The sequence below is a fragment of the Kluyvera sp. STS39-E genome (assembly GCF_040932435.1).
Taxonomy (GTDB): domain Bacteria; phylum Pseudomonadota; class Gammaproteobacteria; order Enterobacterales; family Enterobacteriaceae; genus Kluyvera.
In genome coordinates this window covers 45,861-60,303 of record NZ_JBFQGA010000010.1, presented here as the reverse complement: position 1 = coordinate 60,303, position 14,443 = coordinate 45,861, and the positions used below count along the sequence as shown (strand labels likewise).

10 protein-coding genes and 4 tRNA genes are annotated in these 14,443 nt (G+C 55.1%); 4 read left to right on the top strand and 10 right to left on the bottom strand.

The window, feature by feature from the left end; genetic code table 11:
• Positions 1-42: 42 nt before the first annotated feature.
• The 5 genes from miaA to nnr are packed head-to-tail and all read right to left on the bottom strand — an operon-like array spanning position 43 to position 6,203.
• Positions 43-993, bottom strand: a complete 951-nt coding sequence (miaA, locus tag AB4K05_RS20320; protein ID WP_368481681.1) for a tRNA (adenosine(37)-N6)-dimethylallyltransferase MiaA — start codon at positions 991-993, stop codon at positions 43-45.
• Positions 986-2,845, bottom strand: coding sequence for a DNA mismatch repair endonuclease MutL (gene mutL / locus AB4K05_RS20315; protein ID WP_368481680.1), 1,860 nt, complete (start codon positions 2,843-2,845; stop codon positions 986-988). The genes miaA and mutL overlap by 8 nt, the downstream gene beginning before the upstream one ends.
• A 9-nt stretch (positions 2,846-2,854) precedes the next feature.
• Entirely contained in the window at positions 2,855-4,207 is a 1,353-nt protein-coding gene (gene amiB, locus AB4K05_RS20310) for an N-acetylmuramoyl-L-alanine amidase AmiB (protein WP_368481679.1), read from the bottom strand.
• 15 nt (positions 4,208-4,222) lie between these two features.
• Positions 4,223-4,684: a tRNA (adenosine(37)-N6)-threonylcarbamoyltransferase complex ATPase subunit type 1 TsaE gene (gene tsaE, locus AB4K05_RS20305; protein ID WP_368481678.1), complete on the bottom strand. Its 462-nt coding sequence runs from the start codon at positions 4,682-4,684 to the stop codon at positions 4,223-4,225.
• Complete coding sequence (nnr, locus tag AB4K05_RS20300; RefSeq protein ID WP_368481677.1) at positions 4,677-6,203, bottom strand: bifunctional ADP-dependent NAD(P)H-hydrate dehydratase/NAD(P)H-hydrate epimerase; 1,527 nt, start codon at positions 6,201-6,203, stop codon at positions 4,677-4,679. The genes tsaE and nnr overlap by 8 nt, the downstream gene beginning before the upstream one ends.
• Between nnr and queG the strand changes: the two genes are divergently transcribed.
• Entirely contained in the window at positions 6,202-7,341 is a 1,140-nt protein-coding gene (gene queG, locus AB4K05_RS20295) for a tRNA epoxyqueuosine(34) reductase QueG (protein WP_368481676.1), read from the top strand. The genes nnr and queG overlap by 2 nt on opposite strands.
• A 269-nt stretch (positions 7,342-7,610) precedes the next feature.
• Here the strand turns inward: queG and AB4K05_RS20290 are convergent.
• The 5 genes from AB4K05_RS20290 to orn form a co-directional block, all read right to left on the bottom strand.
• A tRNA-Gly gene (locus AB4K05_RS20290) sits at positions 7,611-7,686 on the bottom strand.
• 27 nt (positions 7,687-7,713) lie between these two features.
• Positions 7,714-7,789: transfer RNA gene (locus tag AB4K05_RS20285), tRNA-Gly, on the bottom strand.
• 27 nt (positions 7,790-7,816) lie between these two features.
• Positions 7,817-7,892 (bottom strand) — tRNA-Gly (locus tag AB4K05_RS20280).
• 28 nt (positions 7,893-7,920) lie between these two features.
• Positions 7,921-7,996, bottom strand: a tRNA-Gly gene (locus tag AB4K05_RS20275).
• Between the two features lie 180 nt (positions 7,997-8,176).
• The gene (gene orn, locus AB4K05_RS20270) at positions 8,177-8,722 is read right to left on the bottom strand and encodes an oligoribonuclease (protein ID WP_368481675.1); all 546 of its coding nucleotides are present in this window, start codon (positions 8,720-8,722) and stop codon (positions 8,177-8,179) included.
• 119 nt (positions 8,723-8,841) lie between these two features.
• On the opposite strand from orn, the gene rsgA reads away from it, so the two are divergent.
• The 3 genes from rsgA (at position 8,842) to mscM (ending at position 14,402) form a co-directional block, all read left to right on the top strand.
• The gene (gene rsgA / locus AB4K05_RS20265; RefSeq protein WP_368481674.1) at positions 8,842-9,897 is read left to right on the top strand and encodes a small ribosomal subunit biogenesis GTPase RsgA; all 1,056 of its coding nucleotides are present in this window, start codon (positions 8,842-8,844) and stop codon (positions 9,895-9,897) included.
• A 120-nt stretch (positions 9,898-10,017) separates the two neighbouring features.
• The gene (gene asd, locus AB4K05_RS20260; protein WP_368481673.1) at positions 10,018-11,058 is read left to right on the top strand and encodes an archaetidylserine decarboxylase; all 1,041 of its coding nucleotides are present in this window, start codon (positions 10,018-10,020) and stop codon (positions 11,056-11,058) included.
• A gap of 20 nt (positions 11,059-11,078) precedes the next feature.
• Positions 11,079-14,402 (top strand): miniconductance mechanosensitive channel MscM, encoded by a 3,324-nt coding sequence (mscM, locus tag AB4K05_RS20255; protein WP_368481672.1) that lies wholly within the window; start codon positions 11,079-11,081, stop codon positions 14,400-14,402.
• The last annotated feature ends 41 nt before the right edge of the window (positions 14,403-14,443 follow it).

Here is a 14,443-nt window from a genome sequence, read left to right as displayed (position 1 = left end):
ACGATTCGAAAATTGCGCACGATACGACTCAATTGTACACATTCAGTCGTTACTAGCACCCACTACCTGCATTACCTGGCTAAACGACTGCTCTGGCTGCTCACTATCTAACCAATGAACACCTTCCCAACCGCGTAACCACGTCACCTGGCGTTTCGCTAGCTGTCTCGTGGCACAAACTCCTCTATAAACCATTTCATCGTAAGAAATCTCGCCTTCAAGGTATGACCACATCTGGCGATATCCCACACAACGAATGGAAGGCATATCCGTATGCAAATCTCCACGGGCAAAAAGCGCCCGCACTTCTGCTTCAAAACCTGAAGCTAACATCTGATGAAAACGCTGCTCAATGCGTTGATGGAGCAGTTCACGGCTCGCCGGGGCGATGGCGAACTGATGCACCTTGTAGGGTAGAGCGTCTCCTGACGTTTGTGTCAGCTCCGTTAAAGTTTTACCCGAAATGAAAAAAACTTCCAGTGCTCGGGAAAGTCTTTGCGGATCATTTGGATGAATACGCTCGGCGGCAACGGGGTCTATCTCCCGCAGCTGCTGATGCAGCGCCATCCATCCCTGCTCTGCCGCCTGCTGTTCAATTCGCGCCCGGACTTCCGGGTCGGCTGAAGGCAGCGGTGATAACCCTTCAAGTAACGCCTTGAAATATAACATGGTGCCACCGACCAACAGGGGAATTCTCCCTGCTTCGGTGATCTCCGCCATCTGCGCTAACGCATCACGACGAAAATCCGCCGCCGAATAGGCCTGCGACGGATCGAGAATATCCAACAGCCGGTGCGGTGCCGCATGCAGCTCTTCCGCGGTCGGCTTGGCTGTACCGACGTCCATCCCTCGATAAATAAGGGCGGAATCAACACTAATCAACTCTACTGGCAAAACTTTACGTAACTCAATTGCCAGCGCCGTCTTGCCCGAAGCGGTTGGTCCCATTAAAAAAATTGCCTTAGGCAGGCTCGCCTCGGTTACATCACTCATTTGTTAGGGCATTCATCGCAGAATCTAAATCAACAGGTTGCAACAGGCCACCCGGTGGTGCTTTGACCAGCTGCGGGCAAAGACGTTCCACATCTGCCAGCATGGCAATCGCCTGCGCGGTATTCCACTGCGCGTGATCGCTCGTCAAATTACGGGCTAACCATTGGGCAACATTGCCAGCATCGACATGGGTTTGACCCACCAAGTAGCCTATCAGTTCAGGAATCAAGATTTGTAAATTTTGTTGGCGTAAGGGTAAAGGCACCGCGCGAATCGTCGCATGCTGGCCTTCAAGCAATATTTCAATACCCAGCGCGTTCAACGTCTCGCGGGCGCTTTCCAGCGTTTGCTTTTCCGCCTCTGTCACTTTAAGACGCAGCGGGATAAGCAGCGGCTGCGCGCAAATGGCCGCATCGCCCGGCGTCAACTGCGCCTGGCGCAGCCAACGTTCAGCAACCGATAAAGCCAACAGATAGAGCTTGCCATTGCGCTCTAGCAACGCACACTTCTCGGCCATAATCGCCAATACGCGGCCAAAGCTCTGGCTATGCCCCGCCAGGTTTTCCACCGCCGGTTTCGACGGTTCTGGACGGCTGACTGGCGTATTGAGCAGTTGGCGATAGAGCGCACCCTGCTGTTTTTGGTAGCCGGGCTGCGCATTCGGCCAACTCGCGCCACCGCCGGTGCCTGCACGTGGACTGGATTCACCGGCCGACGTCTGATAGCGAGGCGCTGCCGGTTCGCCGGCGGCCGCAGGCTCAGCGAACTGGTTGCGTCCGGCGGCAATGCGGTTCTCCGGAAGCTGGCGCGGCGCGGGTTCGTCTTCATCACCCAGCGGCAGAGGCGTGTCCAACTGCTGCTGTAGTACGCTCAGCACGCCTTGGTAGATAAAATCATGGACCAGCCGCGACTGATGGAAGCGCACCTCGTGTTTAGCCGGATGCACGTTAACATCCACCTGATGGGGATCGATTTCGAGATACAGCACAAACGCCGGCTGTTGATCCGCACCGAGTTTATCTTCACACGCCTGACGAATAGCGTGATTAATCAGCCGGTCGCGCATCATACGACCGTTCACATAACAGTACTGGATTTCCGCCAGCGCCGTGGTGGTGTGCTTCGGATCGGCAACCCAGCCGTGCAGGGCAAGATCGCCATGCTGCCACTCAATCGCCAGCGCCTGCTCAAGGAATGGCACACCGCAAATAGCACCCAGCCGGCGTTCTTTCGATGCCCCTTCGGCGACGGCTCGATACTGGCGAATGGATTTACCATTGTGGGTCAGGTTGAAACTCACATCGAAGCGCGCCAGCGCAATGCGGCGAATAATCTCATCAATGTGGTTAAATTCCGTTTTTTCGGTGCGCATAAACTTGCGCCGCGCCGGGGTGTTGTAGAACAGATCCAGCACTTCAAGCGTTGTCCCGACCGGGTGTGCCGCAGGTTTGATCGTCACGGCTTGGTCACGACCTTCCGCGTAGGCTTGCCAAGCTTCCGGCTGCTCTGACGTGCGGGACGTCAGCGTTAAGCGCGCGACCGAGCTAATACTGGCCAATGCTTCGCCACGAAAACCGAGGCTGACGATGGCTTCAAGATCGTCAAGAGAGGCAATTTTACTGGTTGCATGACGCGCCAGCGCTAGCGCCAGCTCGTCTTTTTTGATCCCACAGCCATTGTCACGAATGCGGATAAGCTTGGCTCCGCCGCGCTCGATATCAATATCAATGCGGGTTGCCCCCGCATCGAGACTGTTCTCCACCAGTTCTTTCACTACCGATGCAGGGCGCTCCACCACTTCACCCGCAGCAATCTGGTTGGCAAGCTGTGGTGGTAAAACCTGAATCGGCATGAAAACCCCTTAGTTAACGAGTGTCCTAGTGGATGACGCGGCGCTGGCGGTCTGCGACTGTTCGTCGCGAGGGCCGGATTGTATCGGATGCGCCGTAAAATAGTTACGTAAACCGGTATAAATGGCTTCAGCTATTTTCTGCTGATAGTCGTCGCTGCCGAGCAGTCGTTCTTCACCGCTGTTACTGATAAAACCGGTTTCAACGAGTATGGATGGAATATCCGGCGAGCGCAGCACGCCAAGGCTGGCATGCTCAGGGCGGCGTTTATGCAAATTCCCCACCCGCTGTAGCTGGCCGATAACGCTGGTTGCCACATCATACCCTACACGTTGTGAATGACCGAATTGCAGATCCAGCACCGCCTGGCTCAGATACGGGTCCGCCTGGCTGTTCGCCAGCACATCGCCCGCGCCGCCCAATAGCTCGGATTGTTTTTCGTGCTGCTCCAGCCATCCGGCCATTTCGCTGTTAGCGCGACGGTTAGACAGCACCCACACCGAAGCGCCGGTCGCGTCACGATTTGGCGCAGCATCGGCATGAATCGACACTAAGAAGTGCGCATTTTGCTTACGTGCGACGTCGGAACGCCCCATCACCGAAATAAAGTAGTCGCCGTCGCGGGTCAATACGCCACGGAACATCGGATCGTCATTCAACAGCGCTCTAAGCTTACGCGCAATGGCGATGGTGACATTCTTCTCCCGCGTCCCGCCGGGACCGATAGCGCCTGGGTCCTGGCCGCCGTGCCCCGCATCGATGGCAATGATCACCTTGTCACCCGGAGCACCGCTCACACGAGCCGAAGGACGCGGCGTCGGCGTGACGGTATTGGCTATTGCCGGCTGACGCTCACGACTCACGGTGCTGTTGTTGCTGCTACCGCTAAATGGATTACGTGCTGGCTGAGCAGGTGCCGGTGCAATAACCGGCGTTTCTACGCGCCTCACCACCACCGGTGGCGGCGGAGGCGGTGGCGCATCGGCGTTAATCGTGAATACCACGGTATAGTTCGCACCGTTTTGCTGCTTCACCGCGCGCGTTTTACCGTTTTCGGTCAGATCAACCACCAGCCGTAACGATTGATCGTCCTTAGGGGTTGCCGAACGGATGCCTTTCACCAGATTGTTACCGCTAAATCGCAGCGGCAGTCCTTGTATCACGCCGGTTTGCTTGATATCCAGCACGACGCTGCGTTTATCATCCTGGCTAAAGTTATATTCTGGATCGCCCATAAAGCTAAACGTGATACGCGCCTGCGTTTCACTGTTCGCCACCTGAATATCGGACAAGCTCGCCGCCATTACCGGTGCACACACCAGCATCAGCGCAGCGACCAACCACCCTTTTGCGCGAATAATCATCCTGGGATCCCTAAATTAACCGGCGAACCGCGCCAGCAGAGACTCACCTAATGAGGAGACCGCAGTAATGCGCGCCTCACGCCCTTGTGCCTGGTAATCTAAGTGTATTTCGATATCCGGCTCGGGCAGAACACCAGTGCCCTGTTGCGGCCATTCCACCAGGCAAATGGCATCGTCAGTGAAATAATCGCGGATCCCCATAAATTCGAGCTCCTCGGGATCCGCAAGGCGGTAAAGATCGAAGTGATAGACCATGAGTTTGTCGAGCTGATATGGCTCGACCAAGGTATAGGTGGGGCTTTTGACGTTGCCGTTATGGCCCAGCGCCTGCAGGAATCCACGGCTGAAGGTGGTTTTACCGGCACCTAAATCACCATACAGATAGATGACCGTTGCACCAACACAGGCCTGCGCCACTCGGTTGCCAAGGTCCAGGGTTGCCTGCTCGTCAGATAAAGGAATCACTCGATTAATCATGGTTTACGTCAATCACATCCGGGTTAACAACACGCCGTAGCGTGGAAAAGAGATCGGTCGCCAACATACCGCGGGTGCCATAGCGCGCCGCCAGTTCATCCGCGGCGGCACCGTGGGCGATACACCCTGCGCAGGCTGCATCATACGGTGATAATGCCTGCCCCAGCAATGCGCCAATGATCCCCGATAGCACATCACCCATGCCACCGCTGGCCATGCCGGCATTTCCGGCATCAATAATACTCATCACGCCACTTTCAGCGGCCACAATTGTCCCCGCGCCTTTTAGCACCACGACGCCACCATAACGTTGTACCAGACGTTGTGCAGAAAGTAAGCGATCGTTCTCAATTTCCGCTATCGTGCAATCCAGTAGACGCGCGGCTTCACCGGGATGCGGCGTAATCACGCGATTGTGACGTTTATCCGCATTGATTGCCAGCAGGTTCAGCGCGTCGGCGTCCCACAGCGCAGGTTTACGGAAATTGCTGACATCACGCAGCGCCTGTTGCCCCCAGCCGGTTTGGCCAAGGCCAGGTCCAATCACCACCGCATCAGCCCATTGCAGGCTTTCTGCAAGCGACTGTGGGGTGAGTTCATATGCCATCAGTTCCGGGCGAGCAGTGAGGATCGGCGCGACGTTTTCGACACGCGTCAGAACTTTCACCAACCCCGCTCCGGCACGCAACGCAGCTTCCCCCGCCATGCGAATCGCCCCGGCGGTACCGTGGTCGCCACCGACCACTACCAGTCGACCATGGTCGCCTTTGTGCGATGTTGGGCGACGCGGCGCGAACCACTGCGCCAGTTGGGAAGCATCAAGGCGTTGAATACCGGTTTCGTGCTCTGCAAGCCATCCCTCTAGGCCTAATGCATGGTGGTGCAACTGGCCCACCACGTCACGAGCTTTCCCGGTTAGCAGTCCCGGCTTGAGGGCGATAAAGGTGATGGTATGTGCGGCATGAATAACTAAACCCGGCGTCGTGCCGGTTTGGGCGTTAAGCCCGGAAGGGATATCCAGTGCGATAATCGGTGCTGGGAAGCGATTGGCCCGTTCTATTTGCATCGCCACGCTTTCGCGTGGTGCGCTCTGCAAACCCGTCCCCAGCAGGCCGTCGATGATTAAATCGACATCTTGCGGCCATAAGGTATCTGCCGGATGAATTCCTCCATCGGCGGCAAGCCAAGCATCGCGCGCAGCACTCGCCTCTTCCGGCAGCGCCTTATCGCTGGCCTGCGCCAGCAAGGTCACGCGAAGCCCCGCAGCTTGCGCCAAGTGAGCCACCACGTAACCATCACCGCCGTTATTGCCGTGGCCGCACAAAATGAGCCAATGCCGCGCGTCAGGATAGGTGGCCCGCGCCAGGTCAAACGCCGCCTGCCCTGCGCGCTGCATCAGTTGATAGAGGGAAAGGCCGAGACGCTCTGCCGCCGTTTTTTCAGCGCGTCGCAGTTCGTCCGCAGGCCAAATGGAGTGTGGTATACTTTGGGGGATTCTTGTCAATGTATGGTCCGTCATGTCACAGCCCCTCGATCTCAATCAATTAGCGCAACAAATCAAACAATGGGGCACTGAACTCGGTTTTCAGCAGGTCGGTATTACCGATACCGATCTCAGCGAGGCAGAGCCTAAACTACAGGCATGGCTGGACAAACAATACCACGGCGAGATGGATTGGATGGCACGCCATGGAATGATGCGCGCCCGCCCCCACGAACTGCAGCCCGGAACACTCCGAGTGATTAGCGTTCGCATGAATTATCTTCCCGCCAATGCGGCCTTTGCCCGCACGCTGAAAAACCCCGAGCTGGGTTACGTCAGCCGTTATGCCCTTGGGCGTGATTATCATAAGCTGTTGCGTAACCGGCTTAAAAAGCTCGGTGAAATGATTCAGGAACAGTGTGTCTCGCTGAATTTTAGACCGTTTGTCGACTCTGCGCCTATACTTGAGCGCCCATTAGCGGAAAAAGCCGGAATTGGCTGGACGGGTAAGCACTCACTTATCCTTAATCGTGATGCCGGATCGTTCTTCTTCCTTGGCGAACTGTTGGTGGATATCCCGCTGCCTATCGATAAACCGGTGGCCGAAGAGTGTGGCCGATGTGTCGCATGCATGACCATCTGCCCAACCGCCGCAATCGTTGAGCCCTATACCGTCGATGCGCGTCGCTGTATTTCCTACCTGACCATCGAACTGGAAGGCGCGATCCCGGAAGAATTCCGCCCGCTTATCGGCAACCGGATATACGGCTGTGACGACTGCCAGCTCATCTGTCCTTGGAACCGTTTCTCTCAGCTGACCGACGAAGCCGACTTCAGCCCGCGTAAAGCGCTGCACTCCCCGGAACTCATCGAACTGTTCGCTTGGGATGAAGCGTATTTCCTCAAAATTACCGAAGGCTCGGCCATTCGACGTATCGGGCATTTACGTTGGCTGCGTAATATCGCCGTCGCCCTAGGAAATGCACCGTGGAGCGAGGCCGCTCTGAATGCGCTTGAAAGCCGCCGAGGTGAGCACCCACTACTCGATGAACACATTGAGTGGGCTGTATTGCAGCAAATTGCCCGCCGTAATGAGGGCGTCATTGAGGTGCAGTTACCAAAGAAACAGCGCTTGGTGAGAGTGGTGGAGAAGGGGTTACCGAGGGACGCCTAAGATACTCACAGCCTGTGAGTAAAAATAAAAACACATTGCGTTTCAACACGCCAAATTTCGTCAAGCGATCACGCTAACATTTTGAAATGATATATCTCCATACATTTCAATGAGATAACTAAATCAGTAAAAATCTCAAAAAAATTAGCAAGCGAAGATAACGATACAAGCCTGTGGATAACTCTGTTTACAAGAGTATTTCAGGAACGAAAAAAACAACCTCAACGAATGATTACGCTGTGGAAGTATTTTTGTTTTGGAAGAAAATTTGGAGCGGGAAACGAGACTCGAACTCGCGACCCCGACCTTGGCAAGGTCGTGCTCTACCAACTGAGCTATTCCCGCTTGGGTGTGTCTACTGCTTTCAAATTTTGGAGAGGGAAACGAGACTCGAACTCGCGACCCCGACCTTGGCAAGGTCGTGCTCTACCAACTGAGCTATTCCCGCTTGGGTGTGTCTACTGCTTTCAAATTTTGGAGCGGGAAACGAGACTCGAACTCGCGACCCCGACCTTGGCAAGGTCGTGCTCTACCAACTGAGCTATTCCCGCTTGGGTGTGTCTACTGCTTTCAAATTTTTGGAGCGGGAAACGAGACTCGAACTCGCGACCCCGACCTTGGCAAGGTCGTGCTCTACCAACTGAGCTATTCCCGCAAAATCTGGCAATTTTTGTTGCTTTCGTAATTCGCATTTCTGCTTCGTTACGGGAGGCGCATTATACGAGAATTCTTTCCCCCTGCAACCCCCCTTGAAGCGATTTTTTATTTTTTTCGTTCAACTGCTGGATAAATCGGCAGATTGCCTATTTTAGCGCCAATTCATCCCTTTAGCACGTTAAAGCTGAATAAAATGTTCGCGATAGTAAGCCAGTTCCGCCACTGACTCGCGGATATCATCCATCGCCTGGTGAGTGCCCTGTTTTTTAAAACCAGGCAGGATCTCCGGTTTCCAGCGACGAGCCAATTCTTTTAGCGTACTGACATCTAGATAACGATAGTGGAAGTAAGATTCTAGCTCCGGCATGTATTTAAACAGGAAGCGACGATCCTGGCCGATGCTGTTGCCACAGATTGGCGATTTGCCTTCCGGCACCCACTGCTTGAGAAATTCCAACGTTGCCAGTTCCGCTTCACGATCGCCCAAGGTGCTGGCCTTCACGCGCTCAACCAGCCCGCTTCCGGTATGAGTACGCACGTTCCAATCATCCATCAGCGCCAGTTGCGCATCTGACTGGTGGACGGCGATGGTTGGCCCTTCAGCCAGAATATTCAGCTGTGCATCGGTCACCAGCGTCGCGATTTCAATAATGCGATCGTGCTCGGGATTCAGGCCGGTCATCTCCAGATCGATCCAAATCAGGTTGTTTTCATCTGCACTCATGTTATTTTCCACCCTTCTGTCTTACCGGCCGCGTCAGGACGTGACGGGTTAGCTAGTATTAATAATTCGCGTGTATCATAGAGGTTTTGCCCAACATGGGCGACCAGGAGTCAGCACGATTGAGTAAAAATAAACTCTCCAAGGGTCAGCAGCGCCGAGTATCAGCCAACCACCAGCGCCGTCTTACCACCACTGCGGAGAAGCCAGATTACGACGATAACCTGTTTGGCGAAGCCGCTGAAGGGATCGTCATTAGCCGTTTTGGCATGCATGCCGACGTTGAATCCGCCGATGGAGAAACCCACCGCTGCAACATTCGTCGCACAATCCGCTCGCTGGTCACCGGTGACCGCGTCGTCTGGCGTCCGGGTAAAGCCGCCGCAGAGGGCGTTCGCGTTAAAGGCATCGTGGAGGCCGTGCACGAACGCACCTCCGTACTGACGCGCCCTGATTTCTACGACGGCGTAAAACCCATTGCCGCCAATATCGATCAGATCGTTATTGTATCCGCCATTCTGCCAGAGTTGTCGCTGAACATTATCGACCGCTACCTGGTCGCCTGCGAAACGCTTAACGTTGAGCCGCTGCTGGTATTAAACAAGATAGACCTGCTGGACGAAGAAGGCATGGCGTTCGTCAATGAGCAGATGGATATCTACCGCAACATCGGTTATCGCGTTCTGATGGCATCAAGCCATACTCAAGATGGCCTAAAACCGCTGGAAGAAGCACTCACCAACCGCATCAGCATTTTTGCTGGGCAGTCAGGGGTCGGCAAATCCAGCCTGCTGAATGCGCTGCTAGGACTGAGCGACGACAGCATCCTGACCAACGACGTCTCCAACGTTTCGGGCCTAGGACAGCACACCACCACGGCAGCTCGTCTGTACCACTTCCCGCATGGCGGCGACGTGATTGACTCCCCAGGAGTGCGTGAATTTGGTCTGTGGCATCTCGAGCCGGAACAAGTGACCCATGGATTTGTCGAATTCCATGACTACCTTGGTCGGTGCAAATACCGCGACTGTAAACACGATGCCGATCCTGGCTGCGCTATCCGAGAAGCCGTAGAAAATGGCAAGATTGCCGAAACGCGCTTTGAAAACTATCACCACATTCTGGACAGTATGGCGCAGGTAAAAACGCGTAAAAACTTTTCAGAGACCGATAAATGAGAACTATGATTTTGCCGACTGACATTTACGTTAACAGTCGCTAAAATCGGCCGCTTTTCTCATTAAGATCCGGCGTACATCGTCGGATCAGGAACGACACATATTGGCCTGGAGGCTACCTTGTTAAACTCGTTTAAACTTTCACTGCAATACATTCTGCCTAAACTGTGGCTTACGCGTCTCGCAGGCTGGGGTGCAAGCAAACGAGCGGGATGGCTGACCAAACTGGTTATCGATCTGTTCGTGAAATTCTACAAGGTCGACATGAAAGAGGCGCAGAAGCCGGACACCGCCAGCTACCGCACCTTTAATGATTTCTTCGTTCGTCCGCTGCGTGAAGATGTCCGCGCGGTCAACACCGACCCGCACGTCTTGGTGATGCCTGCCGATGGTGCTATCAGCCAGTTGGGCGCCATTGAAGGCGATAAAATTCTGCAGGCCAAAGGCCACAATTACTCGTTAGAAGCGCTGTTGGCCGGCAACTACATCATGGCCGACCTGTTCCGCAACGGTACCTTTGCGACCACCTATCTCTCCCCACGCGACTACCACCGCGTGCACATGCCGTGCAACGGTATCCTACGTGAGATGATCTACGTACCGGGCGATCTTTTCTCCGTAAACCACCTGACGGCGCAAAACGTTCCAAATCTGTTTGCCCGTAACGAGCGCGTTATCTGCCTGTTCGATACTGAATTCGGCCCAATGGCGCAGATTTTGGTCGGCGCAACCATCGTTGGCAGCATTGAGACCGTCTGGTCGGGAACCGTGACGCCACCACGTGAAGGCGTGATCAAACGCTGGACCTACCCGGCGGGCGACCAAGAAGGCTCTGTGGCGCTGCTGAAAGGCCAGGAGATGGGTCGCTTCAAGCTGGGCTCAACGGTAATTAACCTATTCGCACCGGGTAAAGTGAAGCTGGTAGAGCAGTTGAAAAACCTGTCGGTCACCAGACTGGGTGAACCACTGGCTATCTCAACAGAAGCCGTTGTGGAACCAGAAGCGGTGATTGAACCGGAAGCAGTTGTTGAGCCAGAAATCGTGGTTGAACCGGAAGTCATCGTTAAGTCAGAAGCCGCCGTTGAGCCGGAAATCATCGTTGAACCGGTTGTTGAACAAGACGTTGCGCCAAAAACTGACGAAAAGAAAGAACAAAGCTAATTACTCAATAAGGGTCTGATGTGCGCCTGATTATCACTTTACTGATGGCCTGGTGCCTCAGCCAGGGGGCGTACGCGGCGACGGCCCTTAACGCTCGACAAATCAGCCAAGAGCTAGAACAGGCAAAGGCGGCTAAGCCCGCCCAGCCTGAAACCGTCGAAGCATTACAAAATGCGCTGGCTGCGCTCGAGGAGCAAAAAGGCTCCATTGAGCGCTCGGCGCAATATCAGCAGGTTATCGACAACTTCCCTAAACTCTCTTTGACGCTGCGTAATCAGCTCAACAACCTGCACGACGAGCCACGCCAGGTGCCAGAGGGCATGAGTACCGACGCGCTAAACCAAGAAATTCTCCAAGTCAGCAGCCAACTGCTGGAAAAAAGTCGTTTAGCTCAGCAAGAGCAGGATCGCGCTCGTGATATCGCCGACTCCCTAAACCAGCTACCACAGCAACAGACCGATGCCCGCCGCCAGTTGAACGATATTGAACGTCGACTAGGGGTCACAACCGGCAATACGCCGCTGGCTCAAGCGCAAGCGCTGAGCCTACAGGCCGACTCCGGCAGGCTCAAAGCGCTGGTCGATGAGCTAGAGCTGGCTCAGCTTTCGGCTAATAATCGTCAAGAACTGGCACGTATGCGCTCAGAGCTGGCGAAAAAACAGAGCGAGCAACTCGACACCTACCTGCAAGCGCTGCGTAACCAGCTTAACAGCCAGCGCCAGCGTGAAGCCGAGCGGGCACTAGAAAGCACCGAACTGCTGGCTGAAAACAGTGAAAACTTGCCCGTCGGCATCGTGAATCAATTCAAAATTAACCGCGAACTTTCCCAGGCGTTGAATCAACAGGCTCAGCGTATGGATTTAGTCGCCTCCCAGCAGCGACAGGCCGCGAATCAAACTCTTCAGGTACGTCAGGCGCTCAACACCTTACGCGAGCAGTCGCAGTGGCTTGGCGCCTCTAATTTGCTCGGTGAAGCCCTACGCGCACAGGTAGCAAGACTGCCGGAAATGCCAAAACCGCAGCAGCTTGATACTGAAATGGCTCAGCTTCGCGTACATCGTCTGCGCTACGAGGATTTGCTGAACAAGCAGCCGCAGCTTCGCCAAATTCAACAGGCCGACGGCGAGCCGCTGACCAGCGAACAAAACCGGATTCTGCAAGCCCAGCTCCGCACCCAGCGCGAGCTACTGAACTCCCTGTTACAGGGTGGCGACACGCTGCTGCTCGAACTGACCAAACTGAAAGTGTCCAATAGCCAGTTGGAAGACGCGCTCAAAGAGGTCAACGATGCTACGCACCGCTATCTGTTCTGGACGTCCGACGTCCGCCCTATCGACTTCAGTTGGCCAATTGAAATCGTGCAGGATTTACGCCGTCTAATTTCGTTGGATACGTTCAGTCAGTTAGGCAAAGCCAGCATCATGATGCTCACCAGCCGCCTGACGCTGCTACCGCTGTTTGCCGCACTGTTGCTGGTTGGTTTTAGTATCAGCTCGCGCAAACACTTTACGCGCTTTTTGGAGCGTTCCAGCGCGCGCGTGGGCAAGGTCACCCAAGACCACTTCTGGCTGACGATGCGCACCGTATTCTGGTCAATTCTGGTGGCCTCACCGCTGCCGGTTCTGTGGGCTACGCTGGGCTATGGCCTCCAAGAAGCTTGGCCGTACCCGCTGGCGGTGGCCATCGGCGATGGCGTCACCGCCACAGTGCCGCTACTGTGGGTGGTGATGATCTGCGCCGCCTTCGCCCGCACCAACGGTCTGTTTATCGTCCACTTTGGTTGGCCGCAAAATCGCGTCGCCCGCGCCATGCGCTATTACCTGATGAGCATTGGATTTATCGTGCCGCTTATCATGGCGCTCATCATGTTCGATAACCTCAACGATCGGGAATTCTCCGCATCGCTAGGCAGGCTCTGCTTCATCTTCATTTGCGGGGCACTTGCGGTGGTGACGCTGAGCCTGAAGCGCGCGGGTATTCCGCTGTATCTCGACAAAGAGGGCAATAGCGACAATCGGGTCAACAGCTTGCTGTGGAACCTGATGATCGGCGCACCGCTGGTTGCGATTTTCGCCGCTGCTGTCGGCTATCTCGCCACATCACAGGCATTGCTGGCGCGTTTGGAAACCTCGGTGGCTATCTGGTTCCTGCTGCTGGTGATTTACCATGTTATCCGCCGTTGGATGCTCATTCAGCGCCGCAGGCTGGCGTTCGAACGCGCCAAGCATAAACGTGCCGAAATGCTGGCGCACCGCGCCAGAGGCGAAGAAGAATCCCACGCCACCAGCATTGAAGGGAGCGCGGAGATGGAGGTGAGTGAAGTCGATCTCGACACCATCAGCGAACAGTCTCTGCGCCTCGTGCGTTCTATCCTGATGCTCATTGCGCTGGTATCGGTGATCATCCTGTGGTCGGAAATTCATTCAGCGTTCGGCTTCCTTGAGAACATTTCGCTGTGGGATGTCACCTCCACCGTACAGGGCGTTGAAAGCATAGAACCGATTACCCTCGGTGCCGTGCTGATTGCCATTCTGGTGCTGATTATCACCACCCAGCTCGTGCGCAACCTGCCGGCGTTACTTGAGCTGGCGATTCTTCAACACCTCTCGCTGACGCCTGGCACCGGGTACGCCATTACCACCATCACGAAATATCTGCTGTTGCTGATAGGCGGGCTGGTTGGATTCTCGATGATTGGCATTGAATGGTCGAAGCTGCAATGGCTGGTCGCCGCACTCGGTGTCGGTCTCGGCTTTGGTTTGCAGGAGATTTTCGCCAACTTCATCTCCGGCCTGATTATTCTGTTTGAGAAGCCGATTCGTATCGGCGATACGGTCACCATTCGAGACCTAACCGGCAGCGTGACCAAAATCAACACCCGCGCCACCACCATCAGCGACTGGGACCGCAAAGAGATTATCGTGCCAAACAAGGCGTTTATCACCGAGCAGTTCATCAACTGGTCGCTTTCCGATTCGGTCACCCGCGTGGTGTTAAGCATTCCCGCACCATCGGATGCCAACAGCGAAGAGGTTACGCAGATTCTGTTGACCGCCGCCCACCGCTGCTCGCTGGTGATTGACACACCGGCTCCGGAGGCGTTCTTGGTTGATTTACAGCAGGGGATTCAGATTTTCGAGCTGCGTATCTACGCCGCCGAGATGGGTCACCGTATGCCGCTGCGTCATGAGCTGCACCAGTTGATTCTGGCTGGATTCCGCGAGCACGGTATTGATATGCCGTTCCCACCGTTCCAGATGCGTCTGGAGAGCATGAACGGTAAGAAGTCATCGACTACGCTGACCTCCACAGGCCGCGCCAGTCGCAAGCCGGGCAGCCTTTAAACGAGGGTACGTCTTAAAGCGCAGTTTTGTAGGCCTGATAA